At 49.2% G+C, this 26,709-nt stretch carries 18 protein-coding genes, 1 pseudogene and 1 riboswitch; of the genes and pseudogenes, 5 read left to right on the top strand and 14 right to left on the bottom strand.

Annotated elements, in window-relative coordinates:
* Nucleotides 1-5 precede the first annotated feature (5 nt).
* The 8 genes from C7A19_RS04935 to C7A19_RS15840 all read right to left on the bottom strand — a co-directional run bounded on the left by C7A19_RS04935 (nt 6) and on the right by C7A19_RS15840 (nt 12,366).
* Nucleotides 6-1,355: a diguanylate cyclase gene (locus tag C7A19_RS04935; RefSeq protein ID WP_162300247.1), complete on the bottom strand. Its 1,350-nt coding sequence runs from the start codon at nt 1,353-1,355 to the stop codon at nt 6-8.
* A gap of 394 nt (nt 1,356-1,749) precedes the next feature.
* Complete coding sequence (locus C7A19_RS04925; RefSeq protein ID WP_116644342.1) at nt 1,750-2,280, bottom strand: transposase; 531 nt, start codon at nt 2,278-2,280, stop codon at nt 1,750-1,752.
* Between the two features lie 471 nt (nt 2,281-2,751).
* Nucleotides 2,752-5,850: a type I restriction endonuclease subunit R gene (locus C7A19_RS04920; protein WP_116644341.1), complete on the bottom strand. Its 3,099-nt coding sequence runs from the start codon at nt 5,848-5,850 to the stop codon at nt 2,752-2,754.
* Nucleotides 5,847-6,842, bottom strand: a complete 996-nt coding sequence (locus C7A19_RS04915) for a Fic family protein (protein ID WP_116644340.1) — start codon at nt 6,840-6,842, stop codon at nt 5,847-5,849. Before C7A19_RS04915 ends, C7A19_RS04920 begins: the two co-directional genes overlap by 4 nt.
* A 319-nt stretch (nt 6,843-7,161) precedes the next feature.
* The gene (locus C7A19_RS04905) at nt 7,162-8,343 is read right to left on the bottom strand and encodes a restriction endonuclease subunit S (RefSeq protein ID WP_116644339.1); all 1,182 of its coding nucleotides are present in this window, start codon (nt 8,341-8,343) and stop codon (nt 7,162-7,164) included.
* Nucleotides 8,340-9,926, bottom strand: a complete 1,587-nt coding sequence (locus C7A19_RS04900) for a type I restriction-modification system subunit M (RefSeq protein WP_116644338.1) — start codon at nt 9,924-9,926, stop codon at nt 8,340-8,342. The genes C7A19_RS04905 and C7A19_RS04900 overlap by 4 nt, the downstream gene beginning before the upstream one ends.
* A 356-nt stretch (nt 9,927-10,282) precedes the next feature.
* Nucleotides 10,283-11,185, bottom strand: a complete 903-nt coding sequence (locus C7A19_RS04895; RefSeq protein WP_116644337.1) for a homocysteine S-methyltransferase family protein — start codon at nt 11,183-11,185, stop codon at nt 10,283-10,285.
* 80 nt (nt 11,186-11,265) lie between these two features.
* The gene (locus C7A19_RS15840; RefSeq protein ID WP_116644336.1) at nt 11,266-12,366 is read right to left on the bottom strand and encodes a methyl-accepting chemotaxis protein; all 1,101 of its coding nucleotides are present in this window, start codon (nt 12,364-12,366) and stop codon (nt 11,266-11,268) included.
* 166 nt (nt 12,367-12,532) lie between these two features.
* Between C7A19_RS15840 and C7A19_RS04885 the strand changes: the two genes are divergently transcribed.
* Entirely contained in the window at nt 12,533-13,558 is a 1,026-nt protein-coding gene (locus C7A19_RS04885) for a potassium channel family protein (RefSeq protein ID WP_077457044.1), read from the top strand.
* A gap of 113 nt (nt 13,559-13,671) precedes the next feature.
* Here the strand turns inward: C7A19_RS04885 and thiD are convergent, their stop codons facing one another.
* The 3 genes from thiD to C7A19_RS04870 form a co-directional block, all read right to left on the bottom strand.
* Entirely contained in the window at nt 13,672-14,523 is an 852-nt protein-coding gene (thiD, locus tag C7A19_RS04880) for a bifunctional hydroxymethylpyrimidine kinase/phosphomethylpyrimidine kinase (protein WP_116644335.1), read from the bottom strand.
* Between the two features lie 61 nt (nt 14,524-14,584).
* Nucleotides 14,585-14,685, bottom strand: a riboswitch (TPP riboswitch).
* A gap of 121 nt (nt 14,686-14,806) precedes the next feature.
* Nucleotides 14,807-15,070, bottom strand: a complete 264-nt coding sequence (locus C7A19_RS04875; RefSeq protein ID WP_074214461.1) for a DUF3081 domain-containing protein — start codon at nt 15,068-15,070, stop codon at nt 14,807-14,809.
* An 18-nt stretch (nt 15,071-15,088) separates the two neighbouring features.
* Nucleotides 15,089-15,871, bottom strand: a complete 783-nt coding sequence (locus C7A19_RS04870) for an HAD-IA family hydrolase (protein ID WP_116644334.1) — start codon at nt 15,869-15,871, stop codon at nt 15,089-15,091.
* A 408-nt stretch (nt 15,872-16,279) separates the two neighbouring features.
* Between C7A19_RS04870 and C7A19_RS04865 the strand changes: the two genes are divergently transcribed.
* Nucleotides 16,280-18,586: a bifunctional diguanylate cyclase/phosphodiesterase gene (locus C7A19_RS04865; RefSeq protein ID WP_116644333.1), complete on the top strand. Its 2,307-nt coding sequence runs from the start codon at nt 16,280-16,282 to the stop codon at nt 18,584-18,586.
* Here the strand turns inward: C7A19_RS04865 and C7A19_RS04860 are convergent.
* The 3 genes from C7A19_RS04860 to C7A19_RS04850 form a co-directional block, all read right to left on the bottom strand.
* Nucleotides 18,554-19,183 carry a GNAT family protein gene (locus C7A19_RS04860; protein WP_077457030.1) on the bottom strand — a complete coding sequence of 210 codons (630 nt, stop codon included), beginning with the start codon at nt 19,181-19,183 and terminating at the stop codon, nt 18,554-18,556. The genes C7A19_RS04865 and C7A19_RS04860 overlap by 33 nt on opposite strands.
* Before the next feature lie 160 nt (nt 19,184-19,343).
* The gene (locus tag C7A19_RS04855; protein WP_116644332.1) at nt 19,344-20,216 is read right to left on the bottom strand and encodes a DMT family transporter; all 873 of its coding nucleotides are present in this window, start codon (nt 20,214-20,216) and stop codon (nt 19,344-19,346) included.
* A 280-nt stretch (nt 20,217-20,496) separates the two neighbouring features.
* The gene (locus C7A19_RS04850) at nt 20,497-22,476 is read right to left on the bottom strand and encodes a replication initiator protein RctB domain-containing protein (RefSeq protein WP_116644331.1); all 1,980 of its coding nucleotides are present in this window, start codon (nt 22,474-22,476) and stop codon (nt 20,497-20,499) included.
* A gap of 1,354 nt (nt 22,477-23,830) precedes the next feature.
* Here C7A19_RS04850 and C7A19_RS04845 point away from each other — a divergent pair.
* From C7A19_RS04845 to C7A19_RS04835, 3 genes and pseudogenes are all read left to right on the top strand, one after another.
* On the top strand, nt 23,831-25,039 hold the full coding sequence (locus C7A19_RS04845; RefSeq protein WP_046076018.1) for a ParA family protein: 1,209 nt from the start codon (nt 23,831-23,833) through the stop codon (nt 25,037-25,039).
* A gap of 9 nt (nt 25,040-25,048) precedes the next feature.
* Nucleotides 25,049-26,020, top strand: coding sequence for a ParB/RepB/Spo0J family partition protein (locus tag C7A19_RS04840; protein WP_069360882.1), 972 nt, complete (start codon nt 25,049-25,051; stop codon nt 26,018-26,020).
* Nucleotides 26,021-26,123: 103 nt separating this feature from the next.
* Nucleotides 26,124-26,709: pseudogene (locus tag C7A19_RS04835) on the top strand (hypothetical protein); the annotation flags it as partial.

Below are 26,709 nucleotides of genomic sequence, written 5' to 3'. Positions count from 1 at the left end.
CTCAATCAGCCACCATAAATCCTGTCACGGCCTTGGTGCTTGGCGTCATACATAAGCTTGTCTGCCCTCACTAATAGTGTGCGGAGCGAGTCCTCTTTTTCTAATTGAGCTAAACCGACACTCACGGTTAGCGACAAAGCAGGGGCTTGTTCAATGTTTGCCTTTCTCAATTTATCGGCGATACGCGTCATCACCTCGTGAGCCTCACGGCGATGACAGCCAGGGAATGCGAGTAAAAACTCTTCACCTCCCCAACGTGCTACCAGATCACTTTTTCGACATTCGCCTCTTGTCAAGTCAGCAAATATCGTTAGCGCTTTATCACCGACATCGTGCCCGTATGTGTCGTTGATGTTTTTAAAGTTATCAAAGTCCACCAGTGCAATACTCAGCGGCTGCTCATCCGCAAAAGCTTGCATTATTATTTGTCTTAGCGCTTTATCACCATAGCGACGGCTATAAAGACTCGTGAGTGAGTCTGTATTCGCTAACCGCGTGATTTCTTCCTTGGCTTGCTTTAATTCACTGATATCCCTCATTCTGGCCAATTCATGCCCGAGCCAGTCAGCAAATAGTTTTATCATTTCATAATCTTGCCGAATAAACGGACGGCAGGGACTCGCGCTCGAGAAGTTGACCGTACCGTAACGTTGACCGTCGACAAAAATCGGTGCGCCTAGGTACGCTTCTAAGCCAAAGTTTTTAAAGCACGGATGCTCAGCTATCTCACTGGAAGAGACATGGTGAAAACCTTGCACATCGTTGGCTTTGTAAACATGACTACAGTAAGTGCCCTTCAAGTCAAACACCGTGCCCTCTTCAATCGCGTCGTCAGGGTGGTGGGCGTGCTTCACGATATAGTCATCGTCAATGATCTCGCTGACAATACCGATAGGCAGCCCGAACATTTCGCACCCTAATGCCAGGATCTCGAGTGTTCGCTCACGAAATGATAGCTGTCGATTAGATGTAACGCTGTGGAGTTTGTTCAGCCCATACTCTGCTTTGAGTTTGACCGTTTCATCGGTTATTAGTCCAACGTACAACGCATTAACGCCGTCGTCATTTCGAATGATACCGCCGTTTAACCGACCTTTAAAAACGTCACCATACTTAGTGACACAATCGATGTAAAAGGTCTCGTTAGGGTTGTCACTGCGGGCGTTGGCGATCACTTGGCCGACACGAAGAAAATCACTTTCACTCGCATAAAGGATTTGCGTTGGTTTTCCTATCACTTCATCGTACTTATAACCAAAACAATCAGTAAAGCTTTGATTTACGTGTATAATCTCTCGGGACGTATTCGCAATGACAGCCGCTTGATCTAAGTTATCAAAACCTCTAAAAAGCATAGAGAGCTGAGTAGAATTAAAGTACTTCTCTGGCATCATCATGCCTTACTATGTCGATGAATAGATATAAATAATAGCCTAGTCAACAGGGGTATTTCTACTAAAAGTCTAATTAATAAGACAAATGTTAAGTTTGTACTCGTTCCCACTCGCGACAAACCGCCAGCCGCCCCGACGTGCCCATGTAATCTCTGTCATTGGAGGAGCCCCGCTTTCCACTGGGCTGAAACTTTCTCTCGTTCCCACGCTCCTGCGTGGGAATACATACCTCGCTACCACTCACGACAAACCTCAAGCAACCCCGGCGTGCCCATGTCATCTCTGGCACTCGAATAACGCCAGTGAGCTGCTTCACCTCTCGTTCCCACGCTCCTGCGTGGGAATGCATACCTCGCTACCACTTGCGACAAACCACCAGCAGCCCCGGCGTGCCCATGTAATCTCTGGCACTCGAATAACGCCAGTGAGCAGCTTCATCAACATAGCCCCGCTTCACCGGATTTTGATGGATATAGTCTATTTTCTGCCACATCATGGCGTCGCTTTGTATCAATTCAGGATGCACACCCTCCTGCCAAAACTGATAAGCGCGGTCACCTTTGTGGGCTTTTTTATAAAACGCCAATTGATCCAGAATTTGCTTAACGTTGCGTTCAGCAAGGTATTGAATCAGATTTTTCGCCGTCCATGATTTAAGTCGAGCAATATCATGATCCAATGCCTGACTTTGCAGCACCAAATGACAGTGGTTTTCTAGTACTACCCAAGCGTAAACCTTTAGGCCGTCTCTGCTTAAAAAACGCAAAGCATCTAGCAAGATATTAACGGTGTCCGGGCGCGTGAATACCGGGATCCAGTGCAGCACGGTCAACGTCACGAAGTGCGGTAAGTGAGGCTCGGTGATTTTATAGCGGCTTCTCCCCATGATTCACACTCCATATGCATTACCACGCCGGAGCGTGGGAACGAGGTAACGAGATACGACTTCTACCCATTATTCACACTCCGTATACACTCCCACACCGGAGCGTGGGAACGCGCGAACAGCGCTCAAACCCAAACATAGGGCGCTTTATTCAGAATGCGCTCTCGATGAGCTTACAACTTCCCGCCATTTCGAGTAACTCGTAACAACATCATGTTTCGCGTTTTCACTCGTAATCTCTGCATTAATTTTTTCAGAGAATTTAACTCGTTCCCACGCTCCTGCGTGGGAATGCATATCGAGTTTGTTCCCCTGTTAGTGATCACAGAGCTAAAAAAATCACCACACAGAGATGTCATAAAATCCAGTCAAGAGTGCGAAGTGAACCGCAGCAGTGATAAACTACGCCCATTCGTTCTCTCGTTCCCACGCTCCTGCGTGGGAATGCATACCAAAGTTATCTCATAACAATCATACTTTTCCGCCAACGCCTTTAAACTTATCGACAAACGCAGCAATCTTCTGTAGGACGGTTTGTTTTTTGGTCAGGTATTGTGGATTTAATGGGCTCATCTTCGGCAATAGGCTGTTAAGTTCCGTACCTTGCTCGCTGGCGTATTCGCGTTTGAGTGAGTTTTTAATGTAGCGCTTTGCCTCTTCGGATTTAAGGTTTTCTTCCTCAATCAGTGCTTGCGCCTCACGCATTTGCTCCGCTTGTGCAAAGCTAAAGAAGGCTTCAATCACGCTGGCTTTCTCACCCAGCTGATCGAGATCGGTCTGGTTAATAAAGTCCACCACCAAGCTTTCCTTAGCACGGTTGCCGATACTGGCGCGGATCACCCGACGCACTTCATCCACCAAATCGGCTTTGCTTTTGGTCTTTTTATTGTGCTCAAAAATCAGTTCAAGAATGTAATCGAGATTGATTTCTTGCGACTTGAGCAAATCCACCTCAAACTCCACATCATCCCAATCAAGGGTTGATTCGGATTGGTTTTGTGCGGCTTTTTCGCGGCGTTGCCAATCGCGAATGTCATTGTAAGCTGAGCGGTAGTCTTGCAACTTACGGTCTGACGGCAAGCGAATGGTCTGCATCTCGGCCAGCTTCTCGTCATCCACATGATGTTCGTTCTTGAACGCCTCGACCGCTTCAGGATCACTGGTGTCCACACTTTGCAGCGCTTTTAGGCTCGAAAATTCATCATAGTTTTGTAGCAAATTCTCGACCCGCAAGTACTCACCAAATACTTTAGCGAAGGCTTTTTTCTCTTTCTCCGTTTCAATGTCAGCCGGATCGGGGAAGTTTTGCTCCAAATCGGAGACCACCTCCATAAAGCCGCGTTTAGCTTTACCGGTGATCACGTCGGTAAAGCCTTCCATGTATTCCTGATAGCTTTTTTCCAGCACCACATTTTTGGTGTTTTTATCACCAAATAGGGTGATGGCATCGACGGTCGCTTTTTCTAGGTCTCGGAAAGTGACGATATTACCGAACGCTTTAGTGGCATCGTAAATTCGATTAGTGCGTGAAAATGCCTGCATTAAACCGTGATAGCGCAAGTTTTTATCCACAAACAAAGTATTGAGTGTTGGCGCATCAAAACCGGTCAAAAACATGCCGACTACAATAATCAGGTCGATCTCTTTTGCTTTAACCCGTTTCGCGAGATCGCGGTAATAGTTTTGAAAGCCGTTGCTATCGACGCTGTATGTGGTTTTAAAATACCCGTTGTAATCCGCAATTGCGGCGCTTAAAAACTCCTTGGCACTCGAGTTCATGGCCGACACATCAAAGCTTTCGTCTAAAATCTCACCAACAGCATCCTGCTCTTCATTGGCGGCATACGAAAAAATTGTTGCAATCTTTAATGGTCGATCACTGTCTTTTTGCAACGCATTCAGTGTTTCGTAGTAGAGCTTAGCCGCCTCGACACTGCTCACCGCAAACATGGCATTAAACCCTTGGTTGTTACCATTCAAGCGATGCGTCTTTTGCCGGTAGTGTTGCAATATATACTGTGAGATTTCGCGAATACGCTCTGGGTGCTGCAGGGCTTGTTTATTCTCTGCTGCATTGAGCTTTTTTTCATCGTGCTCGGTTTCTATGGCCTTAAATTTTGGCCGGACGTCGTTGTAGTCCACCTTGAATTTGAGCACTTTTTCATCCCGAATCGCATCAGTGATGACATAAGAGTGCAGCTCGCGGCCAAACACGCTGGCGGTGGTTTCAGCGCCCAAGGCGTTTTGCGGAAAAATTGGTGTGCCGGTAAAACCAAATTGGTAAAAACGCTTGAATTTTTTCTGCAGGTTCTTTTGCGCTTCACCAAACTGACTGCGGTGGCATTCATCAAAAATAAACACAACCTGCTGATTGTAGACAGGCAACTTGCCTTCACTTTTCATGAGGTTGTTGAGCTTTTGGATAGTGGTAACGATGATCTTGTTATCATCTTTATCCAGATTACGTTTAAGGCCAGCAGTGCTGTCAGAGCCATTCACACTGTCCGGTGAGAATCGCTGGTATTCTTTCATGGTCTGATAATCGAGATCTTTACGATCCACTACAAAGAACACCTTATCGATAAAGTCCAGCTCTGTGGCAAGACGCGCCGCCTTAAAACTGGTTAGGGTTTTTCCCGATCCCGTGGTATGCCATATATAGCCGCCGCTTTCAGGCGTTCCCCAGGTTTTTGCCTCATACGAGCTTTTTACTTTCCACAAAATGCGCTCAGTGGCGGCAATTTGATAGGGGCGCATCACCAATAAGGTGTTGTCGATATCAAACACTGAATAGTGCAGTAGCACATTCAACAATGCGTGTTTTTGGAAAAAAGTGGCGGTAAAGTCTTTCAGATCTTTAATCAAGGTATTATCGGCTTGCGCCCAGTTCATGGTGAAGTCAAAGCTGTTTTTATTGCGCTTCACCGTGTTGGCAAAATAGCGTGTGTCTGTACCATTGGAAATCACGAACAGCTGTAAATACTTATACAGCGAGTTATCACTGTTAAAGCTCTCTTTGCTGTAGCGATGCACCTGATTAAAGGCTTCGCGAATGGCGACTCCGCGTTTTTTTAGCTCGATTTGTACCAGCGGCAGGCCATTTACCAGCACAGTGACATCATAACGGTTGGCATGGCTGCCGGTTTGTTCAAACTGCTTGATGACCTGAACTTTGTTTCGCGCAATGCGCTTTTTATCCACCAGATAGATGTTTTGAATACGGCCATCATCAAACACGAAGTCGTGAATATAATCGTCGTGAATCTTACGGGTTTTCTCGACAATGTTGTCGCTTGGCTTATCTAAATAGGTTTCGACAAAACGCTGCCACTCGGCGTCTGAAAAAGTGACCTTGTTCAAGGTTTGCAGCTGCACGCGCACATTGGCGAGCATGGCGTCTGGATGGGTTAATTCTGGTACGAATTCATAGCCTTGATTGACAAGATCTTGAATGAGCTCTCGCTCTAGCGCGTCTTCACTCTGATAGCTTTCTGCTATCTGGCCCGCCTTTTCATATTTGCTTAATACAATAAAGTGATTAGCTTCGGCGATGGTGTTGTAATGTGTCACGATTGAACCTCCCAATGGCCGGCTTTATCAGAGCCGACCCGTTTAATCCTTTGCGCTTGCTGTAACTTGGCCAAGGCGCGACCAATGGTGCGAATATCTTTGCCGATCCGCTCGGCCAGCTGCGGCCGCGTGAGCGTGTTATCGGCCGCTAGTAGGGCGATGATAGCCTCCGGCGTCTTCAAGCCTTGAATATCCACCGCATTAATATCATTTACAGGGGCGCTTACAGGGGCGCTTACAGGGGCGTTTTGTGTCAGTGTTTGCGCGATAACCGACAACATAAAGTGAACAAAGGGCGTGCTGTCGGCTTGTTCATCGGCCTGCTCTAGGGCTTGGTAGTATTGCGATTGGTGGTCTTTGATCACGCTTTCTAAAGGTAGCGATAAAAAAAGCGGATGCCACTGAGACAAAATCAGAGTTTGCCATAGCCGTCCCATGCGACCATTACCGTCGCTAAACGGATGGATAAACTCAAACTCGTAGTGAAACACACTGCTAGTGATCAACGGGTGGTCTTTGGCATTAGCCAACCATTGCGCCAACTCTGCCATCAGGCCCGAAACTTTCTGGGCAGGCGGCGCGACATGGTGCACCACGCCGGCTTTGTGAATACCAACTCCTTTGTTGCGAAATGTGCCTGCGTTGGTCAATATCTCCGACATCATTAAGCCATGCGCGGCCAATAAATCCTCAATGTGGCTGGGAGTGAAGGACGGCAAAGCCTCATAGGCCGCTATCGCCCCTTTTACCTCCGCCAGTTCACGCACACTGCCCATAACCGGCTTGCCTTCAATAATGGCGGTAATCTGCTCTTCGGTCAGGGTATTGCCTTCGATAGAGAGTGTGCCGGTAATGCTTTTAATACGATTTTGCTTACGCAACTGCGGCGACGCGTTTAACCCGCTGGCATCCAAACGCCCTACCTGGTGGCTGATATCCGCCACTAGGTTCAAAATATCAGGGGTAATGCTAAAAGGCGGTTGGTAAGCCATACTAAGAGTCCTTCCAATAACCTTTCGTTCCCACGCTCCTGCGTGTGAAAGAGTAAAAACTTAAAAACCGCAACGCGTCGAGCAAGATGTTGCCGGTGTTTGGACGCGTGAAGACGGGGATCCAGTGCAGCACGGTCAACGTGGCGAAGTGCGGTAAGTGAGGCTTGGTGATTTTATAGCGGCTTCTACCCATTATTCACACTCCGTATGCATTCCCACGCGGGAGCGTGGGAACGAGTTGTTTGCATGCACCTCTGGCACTCATGCGCTTGCGTGAGTATCTTCTCGGTGTGGGTGGTTGCAGCTGTGGTATGGCACATTACGCGGCCTTTTCGTCACTGGGCTTGGGAAAGCTCAACAACAAGTCACGATAATACTCATATTGCTTTTGACGGAGTTCGATTTCTTGGGGCAGACCTTCGGTGATGGAATTCGTGAGCGCATCGAATTTGTCGAGAATTGAAACGATTCGCTCTTTTTCTGCTGGCGAGGGATTTGGTATACGGATCCTTTCCAAGTTTTTCTTGTTCAGTTTCGGTTGTGCAGCGCCAGAAATATAGGGCGTCAAATCAATACTATTCAGGTAATACTCAACGTATCTTCTCTCTGCATAAGTTTCGAAATTAAGGACATGCGCATGATTGTTAACCCAGGTTTTACCGCTGATACTAAATGCTATTGGTGTACTTCGCGCCAATAGATTTGCACCGTCTTCAGAAACCAGTAAAAAGTCGCCATCGAAAATATAGTCTTTAACGTAATCGACAATTCCAGACGCACCGTAATACGGAATATTTCCTCTTTCCCTCAAGCCACTCGTGATTGGCTTTCTTTTTGAGTCGAGGTTCTCGGCTAGTTCCCCTAGCGTCTTCCACTCCACTTCTCCTTCTTCGAACGTTAACAACTGCTCACGATAGTAGTTGTATTGTTGTTTACGGGCGTTAAGCTCGGTGGTTAGCTCGGTGGTTAGCTCGGTGAAGGTGTCAAGTATGCGCACGATCTCCGCTTGAATCGCCAGCGATTTTTCGGGATTGTTTGGGCAAGGGATGGGGATTGGGTAATCAAGGATTTTATCTTTGTTTCCCCGAGGCATTTTAGCCCCTTTTGCATACTGCATGTTGTATTCAAAAAACTTATCGTTACCAAGCACTTGGTATAGAAAGAAAGGGCTAACGGTGTCATCTGTAACCTGAACAACCAACACATCGCCGTTAGTTCCGCCATCACAATCAGCATGCCATATTTTTTTCAGATATGGCCGAATATTCCCTATGAGGATGTCATGCGTTTTGAACTGTACTAAATTACCTTGCTTTGGGACGCGAGTAGATTGAGTTTTGCCCGCTTTATTTTGGAGTAAATTATCAACTCCCACATAGTTGTCTTCATTGAGGCTCTCATAACTAACACGCACTTTTGAATAAGCTGCAATCTCTCTGAGTGCCTTCCACTCAACCTCAACGCCATCCAGCAATTTATCCAAAAAGCTCAATTGACTCATGCCTCGCCTCCTTCAATTTCCGCAACAATGGCATCAATCTCAGTGCGTAGTTGAGTGATTTTACTCACCGTGGTTTTTAACTCGGCATTCAGTGCGGTGATATCAATCTGCTCGCGGGTGTCTTCAGCTGCCACATAGCTGCTGACCGAGAGGTTGTAGTCGTTAGCGACCACTTCATCCAAGGGCACTGAACGAGCCAGATAATCGATATTTTCTTTGCTATCAAACACGGCCATGATTTGCTGAATATGACCCGGATTTTTTTCGTCTTCGTTGTCCGTTAGTACGTTGTTATTGGTTTCTTTTTTAAACAAACCGCTCGCATCAATAAATTGGGTGTCCGTGTTGGGTTTGTTTTTCGCCAGCACCAAGATATTCACCGCAATACTGGTGCCAAAGAACAAGTTAGGCGCCAGTGAAATCACGGTTTCAACGTAGTTGTTGTCCACCAAGTACTGGCGAATTTTCTTTTCCGCGCCGCCGCGATAAAAAATACCTGGGAAGGAAACAATGGCAGCGCGCCCTTTGCCTGACAGGTAATGCAGCGCATGAAGCACAAACGCAAAATCGGCTTTTGATTTGGGTGGCAACACCCCCGCTGGCGCAAAGCGATCATCATTAATCAAGGTGGGATCATCACTGCCAATCCACTTCACCGAATACGGCGGGTTAGACACAATGGCATCAAACGGCTTTTGATCGCGTAGTTTTGGGTCGGTCAGGGTATTGCCTAGCTGCATATCAAACTTGTCGTAGTTAATGTTGTGCAAAAACATGTTCATACGTGCCAAGTTGTAGGTAGTGTGATTGATCTCTTGCCCGTAAAAGCCGTCTTCGATGATGTGATTATCAAAGTGCTTTTTGGCTTGCAACAACAACGAGCCAGAGCCAGCAGCGGGATCGTAGATCTTATTCACGCTGGTTTGCTTGTGCATTGCCAGTTGTGCAATCAGTTTAGAGACATTTTGCGGAGTAAAGAACTCACCGCCTGATTTACCTGCATTCGCCGCGTAGTTAGAGATTAGAAACTCGTACGCATCGCCAAACAGATCAATTTGGCTGCTTTCACCGTCTTCAAAAAAAGCGTGACCAAAATCTAGCCCGGCGACACCTTTGATGACATGGGCGAGGCGGGTGTTCTTGTCTTTTACCGTGCTGCCGAGTCGATTGCTGGTGGTGTCAAAATCAGCAAACAAGCCTTTAATGTCGGATTCGGACGGGTAGCCGTTGGCGGAGTTCTCAATATCGGAAAATATATCGGCGAGATCGGTATTTAAGTGCTCATTGTTATAGGCATCTTTGGCCACGTTACTAAACAGCTGGCTTGGATAGATGAAGTAGCCTTTGGTTTTGATCGCATCATCTTTGATCTCTGGTGTAATGACCTCGTCAGGCAAGCCGGCATAGTTGACGCTCTCATCGCCCGCTTCAATGTAGTTAACAAAGTTCTCGCTCATAAAGCGGTAAAACAGCGTACCCAGTACGTAATGCTTAAAATCCCAGCCATCGACGGATCCACGCACGTCGTTAGCAATGGCCCAAATTTGGCGTTGTAGTGCGGCACGTTGTTGGCTGCTTGTCATAGATATTGTCTCGTTTGAATGTGGTGTTCTGAAATATCGTGAGTTGGCTCGATTTTACCATAGAAAACATAGCGCAAAAGGCACGGTGACATGTTTGGGCTAAGAATGTGACGGGGCGGCAGCCATATGCATTCCCACGCCGGAGCGTGGGAACGAGTGGTGAATTGGCTACGGTATGCATTCCCACGCGGGAGCGTGGGAACGAGTGGTGTATCGGCTTCGGTATGCATTCCCACGCCGGAGCGTGGGAACGAGCGGAGCATCGGCCACGGTATGCATTCCCACGCCGGAGCGTGGGAACGAGTGGTGCATCGGCTAGGGTATGCATTCCCACGCGGGAGCGTGGGAACGAGCTATTAATCCGCTAACTGCGAGAACTTGATGATCTCGTGAGAGTGTTCAAGGGTTTGTGCGAGATGTTGGATATGGGCGGGGGTGATTTCGCAGCAGCCGCCGACCACCAACGCGCCGTCGGCAATCCATTGTTGTACGCGTTCGGTGTGGACTAAGGGGGAGAGATCTTCCCGCGCTTGCAGGGCATCGGCTTTGCTGCCTTTGGCCATGTCTTCTACCGATTTAAACGCATTGGCATAGCCACCGACAATGTCGGCCTGGGTCGCCATCTTTGGCATCGCCGTGGTAAGCACTTCTGGGTCGCAGCAATTGAGCATCACTGCTGTCGGCGCGTAGTCAGTGACCGCGTGCATGGCTTGTTCGAGCGACTCGCCAGAGCGGAGTGCGCCATTAGGCTCTAACCGAAACGCCACCCCAAACGGTTTGCCTTGTTCACGGGCGGCGGCGCATGCTGCACGCGCTTCTAGGGTGTTGGTCATGGTTTCAATTAAAAACACATCCACATGAGGCTGTAGGCGGGCGATATGAGAAAACTCGGCTTTCATATCGTCAAAGCTGCGTTGCGGCTGGCCGAGGTAGCTGCCCACCAGCGGCGGCAAACAGCCGGCAATATCGACATCGGCGCCTGTCTCATCCACCGCTTGCTGTAGCGCTTCGAAGGCTTTTTGATAAATAGTGTCTATTTTATCGCTCAGGCCGGCTTTGGCGAGGCGCGTGGGCGTCGCTGGGTAGGTATTCAGGGTATGCGTTTTTGCGCCGGCGCGAATAAAATCTTTATGCACGTCTTTGACAATGTTGGCATGTTTTAACATCACCGCGACCGACCAAAGCTTCGAGCTCACATCCGGACCACGTTGATAAATTTCCTGTCCTAGGCCGCCATCGAGTAATGCAATCGACGTCATGATAACTTCAGCCTCCTTCGGCCATTTGTCCTTGGTTTAGCGTGAGATTACCATGCGCTCGCCGATTTAACATCCCGGTGTTACGCCACCTCTTCGCTGCCTTCAATCGCGAGGTACTCAAGCTTATCGATGACCATCATGCTTGCCGACTCCATGTGTTGTAACTCACTCACCATTTGCTCGGGTTGTTGATGATGGTATGCCTCCAGTGCCGCTTTAGCATGAGTATGCACTTTCTCATGAGGTGCGGCTATGGCTTTAAACGTTTGTAACTGCGCAAAATATTGCTGACCTTCACCATGCTCATACCACTGCCCGAGGCGGCATTGGGTGTGATCGGTGACATCTGCTGCCACCATGCTGTCTTCACCCAGCACCACGCGATATATCGCAAATTTAAAGCTAATATGGTCAAGTTTCGCCAGTTCACAAAAAGCACGCAGCGCAGCCGCTTTAATGGTGGTACGGCTATGCTGTGCTTGCTCACTCTGCGTGGCCATCGCATCGGCCACCTGTTGGCCTTGCTCGCTATATTCGATCGCGTCACTGGCAAGCTGATCGGTAAGTGTGCAAGCATGCCCACTCCCAGCGCGAATCTTCTCGACCAGCTGGGTAATATCTTGCGTGGCACTGGCTGTGCGTTCCGCCAAGCTACGCACTTCATCGGCGACGACCGCAAACCCTCGACCTTGCTCGCCGGCACGTGCCGCTTCAATCGCCGCGTTTAATGCCAAGAGATTGGTTTGATCGGCGACATCGCGAATCAAGTTCACAATACCGCTTACCTCTTGTGCATGCTGATCGAGCGAGCGAATCGCCTCTGACGATTGCTGACATTGCGCGGATAAGGATTGCACGTGACGCGCAAGATCATTAACTTGCTCGGCACACGACGACGCCTGATGGCTCACGTCCGTTACCCGTTCTTTTTCACCGTTAATGGTGTCCGCTAGGGTAGCCAGAGAGGATTGGGTCGCATTGATAGAATCACCAAAATGGCATAAGTTGGCATCAATCGCTTTTCCCGTTTGTCGTTTTTTCTCTGCGGTGTCTAGCTCTTCCTGCAATGCAGCTTTCTCTGCATTCAGCGCGTCGATGGTCTGATTAATCTGCTCAATTTTTTGCTGTAGAGCGACTTGTTTTTGCTGTTCTTGTTCAAGTTGACGACGGGATATAAACACGCTAGCTCCTAATTAAGCTTTTTATAATATTTTAACGCTTAATATTGGCTTTGTATGATAAACGGAGAGAAATGTGATCCATTTTACGCCAATCATTTGATTTACACTGTAAACCGATAAAAATTCCCGCCATACTGACGTCTCTGCGGCGAATGAGCGAAACATTATGACCTTTTGGTTGCTTTTTAAACGTTGGATTATCAGTCACTTCGCCCATTTAAATGGGCGTATTTTGGGCTTGGTGGTCCTTGCTTACGGCATCATCGGCTGGCTGCTTTTGTACTGGGCGGGCGAAACCGAGATGACCCAGTCACTCGGTCGCTATATTTATTACTTAATGGTCACCGCGTCCACCGTTGGCTATGGCGACTATTCGCCAGCGACAGAAGCAGGACAGTGGATTACCGCCTTTTGGATTATTCCCGGCGGGCTGGGGTTATTTGCCGTTGTAATTGGCCATGTAACCAGTGCGTTGGTCGATTATTGGCGACGTGGATTACAAGGAAAACGGAGTCTTACAGTGAAAAATCATATTCTGGTGTTAGGGTGGAATGGTCAACGCACTATCCAGCTTATTCGCCTACTACAAAGCGGTGTGCATGGCGATCGTCCTATTGTGCTTTGTGTGCGTCCCGAAATGGAAAACCCGCTCCCTGGCGAGGTGGAATTTGTGCGCGTCACCAGCTTTACCGATGCCGAGGGCATTGCCCGTGCGGGTATTGATAGTGCCGCGAGCATTATTATCGATAACCCCGAAGACGATATTACCCTGTCAGCGGCCTTGTTTTGCGCGCACAAAAACCCCTCAGCGCATCTGCTCGCCTACTTTCAAGATGATGCACTCAGCCAAATATTAAAACAGCACTATCCACACGCCGAGTGTGTGCCATCTGTGTCGGTGGAAATGCTAGCGAAAGCTGCCGTGGATCCGGGTTCCAGCCAGTTGCATCACGAGCTGTTAAGCACGGCACAGGGGATGACGCAGTATTGCGCTCGCTATCCCACCAATGCGAGCGCCACGGATGTGGGCACTCTGTTCAACCAATTAAAGCACGAATACGATGCGACATTAATTGGTCTCGATAAAGGTGAAGGCATTACCCTTAACCCCAACCTTGCAACAGACGTCGCCCCTGGCGATCGCGTATTCTATATTGCAGCCGAGCGTTTACCGCATTGGTCAGCGGCGTAATTCGGGTACCATTCATCACACGCGACACCCGCTGTTAGCCTTTCCCGAACAGTCCGCCGCTTCACCTTAGGAGCGGCGAACTCGCTTTAGGTGCCCTATTGGTGAAAAACCGTCTATTCGACCGAGGCTTCTTGTCCATCGTGATGACGCGCCTCAACGGGGTAAGCGTAAAAATGATGAACAGGCCCTGCGCCTCTTCCCACCTTTAACTGCTGGCTATGCGCTAACGCGTCGGTGAGATAATGTTTCGCCGCGCGCCCGGCTTCAATGGGCGTCATTCCCTGCGCGTAATAAGAGGCGATCGCTGCAGACAGTGAACAGCCTGTGCCGTGCGTATTTGCAGTCTCAACCCGACGGGCGCTCAAGGTTTGGCACGTATCTCGGCTAATCCATACATCCACGCTTTCAGGAACGTGATGTAAATGGCCACCTTTGAGCATCACGTACGGGCAGCCGAGGCGACGCAAGGCGGGGACTAACGCATGCATTTGCTCAATGGAGGTAGGAACAGGCTGACCGGTTAATCGCGCCGCCTCCGGCAAGTTGGGGGTGAGCACGGTTGCGCGTGGGATCAGCTCCTCAATCAGCGCTGTCATGGCGTGCTCATCCAACAAAGGATCACCGCTGGTAGCCACCATCACGGGATCTAAAATCACCGGTAAGTGTGGCGACCGCGCCAACACGGCGGCTACTTCGCGAATAATCGCTTGGTTGGCGAGCATACCGATTTTCACTGCACGCACTGGCATATCGTACAACACCGCATCCAATTGGGCGCGGACAAAACCAGGAGCAACCGCCGAGACGGCCTCAACGCCACAGGTGTTTTGCGCGGTTAATGCGGTGATCACCGAGCACGCATAACCGCCGGTAGCTGAAATCGCTTTAATATCGGCTTGAATGCCGGCACCGCCACCGCTGTCTGAGCCGGCGATGGTAAGAATTACAGGTGGAGATAGGTTCATATTGGCCCCTTAATCATCAGGGACGGAAGGAGACAAAGCGAGCCCGAATAGGCCACTTCGTATGCTGAACGTGTCAGTTCCCTCCGCCAGTGCTAACTGGATCAGGTTCTACGGGTCCTGCTTTCGCAGTCTCAGCAATTACTTGCTCCCCGACTAACACGCTCAGAATATAAACCTTACGGATAAAGCGCAAGGTTGATTGCTCGTTCATTTTCCCACTAGAAACAAAAAACGCCCCATCGATGGGGCGCTCTACCACGTACCTCGTTCGGTTTTATCGTGGTTATTTTTTGTAATTTTTGACCAACGCATCCACCTTTTTCAGGAACTGCTCTTTTAGGTTTTCGTGCTCATAGTCAAGATCATAGGTATTGTGGAATCCCACGCGTAACTGAACCCCGTTACCCGCTAAATAAATGGTATAGCCGTCATAATCCGAGAAAGCGTCGATGCCATCTAGGCGGTGCCCATCTTCAATTTCTTCACCATACTCTGTCACTATCTCAAACGCGCGCAGTAGATGGGTAGGATTGAGTTCGTTTTTCACGCTTCCCTCCTGGCTGTGTTAGCGAAATTGTGCTCCACCTCCCGGCCGTGATCCACGACCATAAAGTGGGCCGGCCAATACCGGTGGCGTAGTCAACACATGCCCTGACACCTCAAGCCGGCTTGGCTTAGAAATAATATTGGGCAAGGCTGCCAAAGTATCAAGGGTGGTGTCTGGCCCCGTTTTTTGGATTGCCGTACCGTAATTATAGCCGTAATCGACACACACGACAGGCGAGCCCGCGGCTCTTGCCGCATGAACATCATTCACGGCATCACCAACCACCAGCAATTCTGATGATGGCACTGCTAAAATCGCCGCCGATTCAAAAATGCTATCGGGATCCGGCTTTCCGGCTGCGATTGCATCGGTTCCTAAGATTCGGGTAAAAAAGTGGCTGACCCCAAGCGCTTTGAGTAGGCTATTGGCATGCGCCGTTTGCATGTCCGTGGTACATATCATCGGGAACTGACGTTGAGAGAGGCCTTCAAGACAAGCAAGTACCCCTGGATAGAGTCGAGTTTTTGGCGGTTTTTTGCCTAGGTATGAGGACAGGAACAACGCGCGGGCTTGGTTCAGTACGGTGGTAGAAACCCGCCCATCAATGTGTCGCGTAAGCACCCGATGGATCAATAAATCCGCGCCATCACCAATCCAGTCTCGAATCGCACTGGGCTCTTCCTCCGGCAAATCAAACCCTCTCAACATGCCGAGGACAGCGTCGTATAGATCATCAAAAGGGTCTGCGATCGTGCCGTCTAAGTCAAAGCATATCGCAGAGATATTCTCCAATTTTTTCATGGAACGCCTCCACAATCAGTGTGTTATCGCCAGAAAGGAAAGGGAACGGTGGATCGGGCTTGCTATCCAACGAGTCTTTGAAAGTTAGCAGAGAACCAGAAAGCATCCTACCAAAACAGCAGGCACAATGTATCGAATCACCGGTACAAAATTGCATAACTCACCGCTTGCCCACAAACTTCAGAGGCGAATCAAGCCCCTAACCATAACGTGATCATTTTCACATTTATATATCTTCGCACTCATCGATACCGACCTTAACCCTGTATAAAAATCCGTCATTTTTCTGACACTCCAGGGCAGGCGAAGTCACGACCTGTCATAAAAATGAAAACCAAATAGGCATAGATTGTCATCGAACCGCTCTACCCTGTCTCTCTCGATAGTGAGATTCGATGTATTCTTTATATGCGTTATTTTTCTTCACAGTCTCTATGGCGTTACCTGGCGGTCGTAATGATTGCGCTGATCGCCGGTTGGTCTGTCTATACCTTGGAAAACCAGCGTCAGCAAAGCCGATTTTCTACCGACGTGGAAAAGCAACGTCACACACTCAGTAAAGCCTTTTCCCAACTCTATGAGCTTCAATTATCGGCACAGTTGTATCTGCAACAAGAAGGCGGCCTGACACGTGATAAATTCCATGCCTTTATCGATAACCATACCCAAAAGCGCTCTGGGCTTGATAGCGTCATGTGGCTACCTCGAGTCAATCGCGCTGAGTTAAAACAATTTGCCGCGCAACACGGGCATTATCATCCCTTTCCACCGCTCAATAACCATGCCTGCCAGTGGGTGATGCGGGGTGATACCTTTCCCGCGCTTTACTTGTCCCCCAAAGCTGCGGCAGAGGGGTATTCAGGTTGGCGCGCGGATGCGCAATGCGAGAATACCGTCACCATGGAACGGGCTTATTTTAAGCGCCAGCCCGTCGCGCGATTAATTCACGACGAGCAAGGCCATGGGGTGCGATGGTTTGCAGCCATTACCGCACGAGACGGCCAATTAGCCGGTTTTCTCGCCACCACACTTTATTTTGATACCTTTCTACCCACACTCTGGCAAGATGACACTCCCGCGCCCGATATGGGGCTAATCGCCCGTGAAGCCTTTGGCCACCAGCAAATGTTTGCCACGCACTCAACGCAAGCATTGCAAACATGGCGAAATACTCACTCGCCCGACATCACTATTCCGATTGCGGGAAGTGAAGAAGGGTTAGTGGTCAGGTTCACCCATCTGCGCGGCTTGCACACCGGGCTGCTCTACGGGGTGCTGGTCGGGCTATTGGTATTGTCACTCGGCTTATCGGTTCTGGCCAGTTTTTGGTCTTACGCCAACCGACTGTCACTGGCACAACACTTAGTCAACAAGCAGACCCGCCAGCTCACCCACCAAGCACAACACGACAGTCTGACGGGGCTGGCAAACCGTGCTGCGCTCGACAATGCCTTGGAGGGAGCAATCCAGCAAGTGAGCGCCCAGTACAGCGAGCATTTTACCTTGCTGTTTATCGATCTCGATCGGTTTAAAGTGGTTAACGACTCTCTCGGTCATGTGACGGGAGATACGCTTCTAAAACAGGTAGCCAAACGCCTGACACAATCGGTCAGTGGCGAGCGCGTGTTTCGCTTTGGTGGCGACGAGTTCATCATTTTGCTTAAAGCCGACAGCTCACTGGCATTGGCACAAACCAAAGCCAAGCACCTGCTCCAGGCGCTCAGCGCACCTTACAAGGTGGACGAGCATATGATTAACTTGTCCGCCAGCATTGGCATTGCCTCGGTGAACAAGGCCAATGCCTCGGTGACGGATATCATTCAGCAGGCGGATATTGCCATGTATCACGCCAAGCAAACCCGTGATCGCCTGGCCATTTTCCAACCGGCCATGCTTGCCAAAGTCCAGCAACGCTTTATTGTTGAACAAGACTTAAAGAAAGGGTTGGCACAGCAGCAGTTTCACCTGATGTTTCAACCTATTTTTGATGGTGAACATGAAACACTCAGCCATGCAGAAGCGCTGCTCCGGTGGCAACACCCGACGCTGGGGTCGATCTCACCGGCAGAGTTCATCCCAATCGCAGAAGAAACCGGTTATATCATTGAGCTTGGCGACTGGGTGCTCGAGCAAGTCGCTGATGTGCTTGATAGCTGGCATATCCGATTTCCCACTAACCAATGTCCATCTATCACGGTGAATGTGTCGGCCAAGCAGTGTCAGTCAGCCACTTTTGCCGATGACGTCGCCTCACTGATCGCCAGGCACCAGTTTGCGCCCCAGTGTCTGGGGTTAGAAATGACAGAAACAGCCCTATTTGAGCATTCAGAAACGGTGGGGAAGAACTTACATCAGCTTCACGCGCTGGGAATAAAACTGTACCTCGATGACTTTGGCACCGGGTATTCATCCCTCTCTTTACTACGCCAATATCCGTTTAGCGTGATTAAGATGGATCGCAGTTTTATCATGGATATCGATCAGCCCAACGGCAAAGCGGCACCCCTTTGTCGAGGAATGATTGCCATGGCACATGCCGTCGGTTTAACCGTCGTAGCAGAAGGCGTCGAGACCAAACAGCAGCTAGGCTGGCTGCGCCAACACCAATGTGACTACTTGCAAGGATATGTGCTCTCTCGCCCGATTGCGCGGACAGCACTTGAAGATTGGTTGCTGCCAAAATCACACCAGCGAATGGTCTTGGTGCATGGTTGAGGCGACGGTTGCCATGGCTTCGGCGGATGACGTACCCATTCGACATAATGGCGCCGCTTGCTGCAACCACTCGTCGCGCAACACGCCGTAGCGGAGTGAGTCATAATACTCACCTTGATAGTAACGGACGGCGCGTAAGCGCCCCTCCTCACGCATTCCTAGCGCTTTAGCACAGCGCATCATCCCCGTGTTCCCTGACCAGGTCGTTAAGCCGATTCGGTTTACTTGGTGACGAATAAACAATTGGTCAATCCACTGCGTCAGTGCACGTCGGCCGATACCTTTGCCCCAGTCTGTGGGATCGAAAATGGTGATCCCCACTTCCAACCAACGCGTGCGTTTGTCTTCCCAGTAAAGGGTGACATAACCGACTGGCTCGTTATCCACACAAATCACCTGTGCCGTGTCACCCACGATGAACCGGCGAAAAAGACCAAAACGAAACGACCAAAACGACACCGGTTCAATGGGTGTGTAAGGCGCATCATACTGTTTCCAGGCACGAGAGTAATAAATATTGCGCCAAAAATAACGGGCTTCGTTTCGCCGTGCGGCTCTCAAGGTAACGACTAAGCGGTTAGTTACATCCACGTCCATGTCGGGTTACTGTTCTCTCTTTACCAGATAATAGGTGACGACCCTGCCCCGTCACAGCGACCGTTTGTCGGTGTGACCCACAAAGGTACCCAGTTTAACTCAATTAACCACCACATTGGCGACCTCCGTCAAACAACCCACTTTTATTGAGTGTAGACGGTTACGCGCAAGACCGACGTCTTGATTGCTGTGAGATGGCCACACCCAGCATCACCAATCCACCGCCCAACAAGTGGTACTGAGTGAGTGTTTCCCCTAGCACAACAACGGCGATAGCCGCTGTCATCACGGGGAGAAGGTTCATGTACATCGCCGTTCGACTCGCCCCATTGAGCGCGATAGCGTGTAGCCAAACCGCTGGAGCAATCACCGAAGCGCCCAAGGCGGCAAATCCCACCAATGGGTAAGCGTCCGCGGGGATCGTAGGACTAGGCGCCATCCACAAGACCGGCAGCAACATGATCACCGCAAACAAGGCTTGTACATACACTGAGACCCAGTTTGACAGTGCCATCGTCCATCGCTTAAGAAGCACGCAATACAGTGCATATGAGGACGCACACACCAGCATCAGCCCATCCCCCACCGACGCACCAGCGTGAAAAAGAGAAAGCGGTTTGCCCAGCGTTAGCATATACACCAAGCCAGCGAAGGATAACACGGCCCCTATTACAGCCCGCGTCGTTAGTGGTTGCCCGAGTGTAGGTACACTGATCAATAAACTTAACATTGGTACCAACGACATAATCAGCGCCATATTGGTTGCCGTGGTCGTTTGTGCCGCAAAGTAAGCGACGGATTGATTGGTCACCATCCCGAGTAATGCCAGCACGGCTAAACGTGGCGCCAATCGGCCAACGGCGCGTCGGTGTCGCCATACAGTGGGCAGACAAAAGGGCGTTAACACTAACATGGCAAAAAACCACCGATAGAACGCCATCGCGCCAGGTGCAATCACAGTCACCGACATCTTGTTTACAATCGTATTAATCGCCCAGATGAGCACCGCGGCTAACGGCAATAAAAATGGCATGACTGTCTCACAAACTCACACAAAGGATGGATAAAGCAGGTAGTTTACACTGTAAAGCGGCAAATAAAATCCAAGCGAATCGCCAACGGAGCCTAACAGATGGATACTCGGTAAGCGGATGAGGAAGGCAAGGAGAAAAAAGCGGGCAAAGCCCGCTCGGCAAGTGATTCGCCAAATGGTGCCATCAGAGCACCCAATAGGACAAAGGTATCGAGAGGTAGTTTACGTCGATCATCGAAGCTTGTGTCATTACCCTGTCAACAACCTGCAAAATCGGTCACTACCCGCCCATTGCAATATCATCCAGAGCCTTAAGCACTTGCCCATCGAGATGGCCCTCAAACACGCGCTGACAGACTTTTCGTCGCACGGCTAGGCCAGATATCAACTTTTCAATAGAAAGGTGTCTATCATGCTGTTGTTGATTGTAAAACTCGATGGTGCGGCTGAGTGTTTCGTAAGAGACCACTTGCTCACCCACGCGCAACCAATCAAGCTTTTCTAAATACCCCTGACATTCTTCGGTGATCACGGATGAAGGATGCCCTGTCATCGCCGACAACGCGGTAATACTGCGTTGCAACGCTTCCTCAGAGGTATACTTTGAGAGCACAATGGTCAGTTCATCTGCATTAATCTCAACCAAGTGCTTACGTTGTTTAACACGACGTCCCAAGCGGCCACTGCTCTTCTCTTTGCGCTGGATCGGTTCAAACTCACCATCAATGATCCCGGAAAGCTGATCAAGGTCTTGGCTGGGTAAGATCTCGTTTCGCAATGGATTGGGCATGGTGGGGGCTAGCGAACGTTTGCCCTCGTTATACATCTTGGCACGCGAATAGCGGATCACCTCGTCCACGTTGCATTTTATGTCTATGCGGTAGTCAGGGTATTTTTTCTCTTCGTCTTCGCGCGTTAACGTTAAGTGATACCCCCACAAGTTCACCGCAAAGACAGATTCGGTCACCTTCCCTTCCGCCAGCTTTCGTAGCTCCCGGATTAAATCACTGGAAAAACGGCGCCATTCGATATTCCGCGCCATTTTTTGGTTCAGCTCGCTAAGCAACATAGAATCTTCGAGTCGACGCGACATACGGCTTCTGAACAACGAGTAGAGCTGAAACACCAAGGTGTGCTGACGCAATATCTCTGGTGGGAACAAAAAGAAATAATCGCGTGTCATCAACTCTTCAAAGAACGAAGGTTCCCACACCAAGATGTAAAGGTTGGGCTTGATCCTAACCTCACCATCTTCCCCTTCTTGAGGCGCTTCCTCCGAGGCGGTAATGGTTCTGGCTAAGAACCGGAATCGGTCACTTTTGAACCCTTCTGGCATGTTTTCACTGAGCCAACGTCCTGTCAGCTCATGAAGCTGAAAGTCAGTAAACTCAATTCTATCGATGCTTTCGCGGATGGCGTCACGTGCAGGACCACTGTCTTTTTTACCCCGTAATTGCAGAATATCAGTGATATAGATGGGGGTTTTGTTGCCAATCGATTGTGTTTGTAGCTCGTAATTAGGCAAATGGTGATCATGGTACTGCACCGTGAGGGTGAACAGGGCGAACAGTGTCATCAGATCATCCACTGTCATGATCGACTTAGCCGAGCGGGTTTCAATGATCGCTTTGGTGCCGCTGATCGCCACCATCGATTTTTGATAACCTTTTTTGGTGCGCGGAGGGGCAAGCGCTTGATCAATGATCCCAGCCCAGCTGGTCGGTGAGACCAAAATCTGATCTTTTTCACCAGGCATCATGGGGGGCGTGCCCAGACCATGCTCACTGAGTAGTTGTCGATTAACTTGTGTTTGCGCTAACGCTTTTGAACGTTTTTGTTTGACTGCATCGCGACTTTTTTCTGTCATTAGGCCTGCACTGCCGAGCGATGAAATCAATCGGGTAGGATTAACAAACTGATGCAGCATGGTTTTGCCCGCGAGTCCTTCTTCAAACCGCACAGGTTGCTGAATGAACAGTCCTAACTGGACAGCGGCACGAAGCCTTTGCTGAATCGCTGCGCGTGTGAGCTGGCCATCTGTCGCATCAACCAATTCTGTGGTGGAGACATACCCGTCTTGAGAGGCAAAGCCCCGCACTGAAATTAAGTTCAGCAGCTCTAGAATGCTTTTGGTTACCCCTTTAAAGTGTTCATACTGTGCAAGCCAATCAATCAACTGATCATGAACGGCAAACAAATGCCCGTCTTTGTGGGAGCGAGGGGCTTTTATCAAGATTTTTTCGGGTTTACTGGCATTCATGTCAGCTTAAATCCTTTGTCACGAGCATACTCAACGCGCATTTTTAATTGAATTGACGGAAACCGTAAATCGATCACTCTTCCAGGGAAAGACTAATAAAAAAAGAACCAAAAAGAAAGATCTTTTTTATTGTGCTTTTTAACTGATCTTTATGATTATTCTGATCTAATTTGATGATCTGATCTTATGATCCAAACAATTGGATTTATATAACATTCTGATTTTTATGAAGTATAATTTTACCTTCCTCGAAAGCATGATCATCAAAGTCTCGGAGACATGATCATCACCACGCACCAACGATGATCAAGTAAGGCCCGCATCAATGATCAACATCTTACCGCATTGATGATCAGATAATAACGGCAACGATGATCAAGCGTGATACACATCTTATCCACAGTGATAGGCTATCGCTGACGATGATGTTATTCGATTTAGTGACTAAACGGGCGAATGGGACTTAGGAACAATGATCAAGACAGCGCTTTTTTAGTCGATCCGATGAAAAAGCGTCCATGTTGTTGGTTAGGCTAGCGGCTATTTCACGCTTATCCATCAAATCGAAATGACATTGACAGTATAACCGTCACCGGGATGTATGTGTCCGGTTATTGGAACAATGATCATGAAGGGGATCGTGCTGTTCGATCATCTTGACCTAACCCCTTGTTTCGTCCACTGGAGACGGAGAGGAGGATAGGATCCTTCTCGATCCCTTGTTACACCTGACGTTATCCGTAATTTGGCGGTTTGATTATATCGTTCCGAACAATGGGACATTGTATAAGCGTTTACAGCAAGTCTTGATCATTGTTCCGTTGAATAGCGATATACGCCGCGTGGATTTGCAGAGGATTTAGCCCATAATACCGCTTGATCATGTTTCCTAAATGATGCGCTTATGCTCGAAAGCATGATCAAGTGATGGCGTCCATGAAGGCCGTACACCTTGATCATCGTTACGGGAAAAATGATCAAAACGGTAGCAAGCGATCGGGTGAGCGACAAATGGGGATGTTTTTCAAACCAACTTCCCTGCTTCAGGGTTAAGTCACGATAAACTCAGTTCAATGACCGGATACCGTAAATTAGCCATTCAAAGATAAGCTTCCGGTTATTCGACTTGTTTACATTGTAAATAAGTGACGCTGTGACATTTTAAATGTGCTGAACTTATCCTAGGTTTGTCGAGGTGAGGATAAGCGGATATTTGTCGCTATTTTCATCAATCATCCAAGATAACAATTGTGAGCAGGATCTTTATTTGATTGGCTTTTGTTCACCTTTTTATTGTTTTGACTGGAATGTGCTGTACAATCGGCAATTATTTCTCGTTAAGGCGAAAAAGAATATGGATAGGGAAAAGACGATTGAAAACCTTCGCAACATCGCCGCGCAGACGAAACAGGTTCAGTCTGATCGGGTCGAGATTGTGATGGAAGAGCGCCACGACCAACTCTTTCCACCGATGTCAAAAGCATTAATGGAAACGCGTTCTGGTTTAACGCGGCGAAAGCTTGATGAAGCGATCTCTCGCATGGAGCAAGAGGGGCATCAGTTTACCAAAAACAACGCTAACCATTATTCGATTACACTCGATGAGGCGCACCAAATCATGGATGCGGCGAACGTGCCGACCTTTCATGAGCGTAAAGGAAAAACCCATAAGCCTTGGGTGGTGAACATCCAAAACCAGAAAGGCGGAACCGGTAAATCCATGAGTGCGGTGCACTTAGCGGCGTGTATGGCCCTCAATTTGGAAAAGCGTTATCGCATTTGCTTAATCGATTTGGATCCACAAGGCTCATTGCGACTGTTCCTCAATCCACAAATTAGTTTGACCGAGCAAGAGGGGATTTACTCCGCCGTTGACGTCATGTTGGATAATACGCCCCAGCCTGCAGACAAAGACTTCATGATGCGTAATGTCCTATTGCCGACACAGTACCCAAACTTAAAAACCATGGCGGCCTTCCCAGAAGACGCGATGTTTAATGCTGAGGCGTGGCAAGCGTTAGCAACGAGCCAGTCTCTGAATGTGGTTGAGTTGCTGCAAGAAAAAGTCATCGACCCAATCAGTGATGAGTTTGACATTATCATGATAGATACAGGCCCGCATATCGATCCGCTGGTATGGAATGCGATGTATGCTTCAAACTCGTTAGTGATCCCTTGTGCGGCAAAGCGCCTTGACTGGGCGTCGACGGTGAACTTTTTCCAGCATCTGCCACAAGTCTATGAGATGTTCCCTGAAGACTGGCATGGCCTCGAGTTTGTGCGGTTGATGCCGACTATGTTTGAAGATGACAACAAAAAACAGATTTCGGTCTTAACGGAAATGAATTATCTTTTAGGTGAACAAGTCATGATGGCGACCATTCCAAGAAGTCGCGCCTTTGAGACCTGCGCCGACACGTACAGCACAGTGTTTGATCTTACCTCACAAGACTTTGAGGGCGGTAAAAAGACGTTATCGACAGCCCAAGATGCCGTCCATCGTGTCGGTTTAGAACTTGAGCGTGTGCTGCACAGCCACTGGTCTCAGCTCAATCAGGAGTAATCACGAAAAATGGCCATTAAGACCTCTGATTTAAATGCGCGTTTGTTTGCCAAAGCAGACAAGCGACGAGCGACGACAACGCAAGAAGCTCAGAGTGCAGCGAGTGAAAAAGCGGCAGTCATTGAGCTTGCGGTCGCCGGTGAACACACGGTTGAATTTGAGCTGGTAAAAGTCCCTGCCAGTGAGATCCGAGATAAAACGACCGTCTTTGATAAGAATGCGCGAGAGCAGTCATTTCTGAATGAACTTGCGTTATCCGATATTTTGGTAACGCTAAAAGCACATGGCCAGCAGTATCCTGCAGTGGGTCGTTGGCTTGACGATGGTCGTATCGAAGTCCTCGACGGTAGCCGACGCCGCATGTCGTGTCTGATTGCAGACCAAGATTTTTTAGTGTACGTGGCCAAAGGCATTAGTACGCGCCATGCTAAATTCTTGTCAGATGTCGCCAATGCGCACAAACCCTTATCGCTTTATGAACGCGGTAAAGAGATGCAGGCAATGTTAGACAGTGGTGAAGTGAGTGACCAAAAAGCATTGGCGAATGCGTGTCAGTGTAGCGAAGCCTTGGTCAGCGGCGCCCTAAAAGCCGCGGCCCTGCCCTTACCGCTACTCCAGGCCTACCCGAGTGTATCGGAGTTGGGACGGCCGACGATTGTGAAGTTGCACCGCTTGTATTTTGGCCTTGATGCGTCTTTGCAACAACAGCTGGTTGCTAAGCTTGGTGACACGCCTTTATGGCAACAGGTCGATGCGCAAGGCGTGACGCGTATTACGCGAGAAGTCACCCAGTTGATTGAGCAGTTTAAGGATGAACTGGTTGCGCCGACATCTACTGAAAAAGAGCAAGCGCAAACACTGCTTGAAGGGCGAGCGTCATACCGACGCAAAGGCAACAATTTGAATATTAACCTCAAAAAAGTCAGTGACGAAGACGCAGAGCGTATTTTAGCGCTGATTAAGCAAACACTCGATAGCTAATCTTTTTGCCGAAAATGACAAAGTAAAAACGACATGCCTGGCGTGTCGTTTTTTTTTGCGTGTTATCATCCCCTATCCGCTTGGTAAAAAGCCTTATGGAAACATGATGACATCACCCACATTGGAAGACTTTTTTGCGCCGCTGATCTTACGTGCAGCCCATCACTCCCACCGTCAACTGGTTTGTGTCGATAAGGATTTGGCGATTGTGCTAGCCGGCTTTGATGAGACACAAGCCCCGTTAATTGTGGGAAGCGCTGAACATGGTTTGAGTTGGCGCCAGGCTCAGCAAAAGTTAGGACAAGAGTGTGGTCATATCGTGGTGGAGGTGAACGCGCAATTTAACGCGGAAGCTTTTTGCGCCATCGTCGGTTGCTGTCGCGCGGGGGCGCTCATTGTGCTCCGAATTGCCGCCGGCGTTGAAGATATGCCGCCATCCGTGCAACGTCTTCTTCGGTGTTTGAGTGAAGATGATAGCGTCGCATTTCATTGTCATTGGCAACACCGGTTACCGCGAGAACGTTCGGTGCGACCCCAAACGCATTCAGTCACCCAGAAAGATGCGATTGCTGCGGTGGAGAAAGTCGTGACCGGACATCGGCGCCGTCCCCTGCTGCTTAGCGCTGACCGAGGTCGGGGTAAATCGGCCGCTTTAGGAATGGCCGCGGCTAACTTGATGATGAAAAAGC

The organism is Salinivibrio sp. HTSP, from assembly GCF_003390965.1.
GTDB classification, from domain to species: Bacteria; Pseudomonadota; Gammaproteobacteria; order Enterobacterales; family Vibrionaceae; genus Salinivibrio; species Salinivibrio kushneri.
Note: the sequence above shows the minus strand (reverse complement) of the source record. Positions and strands in the feature narration are given on the sequence as shown.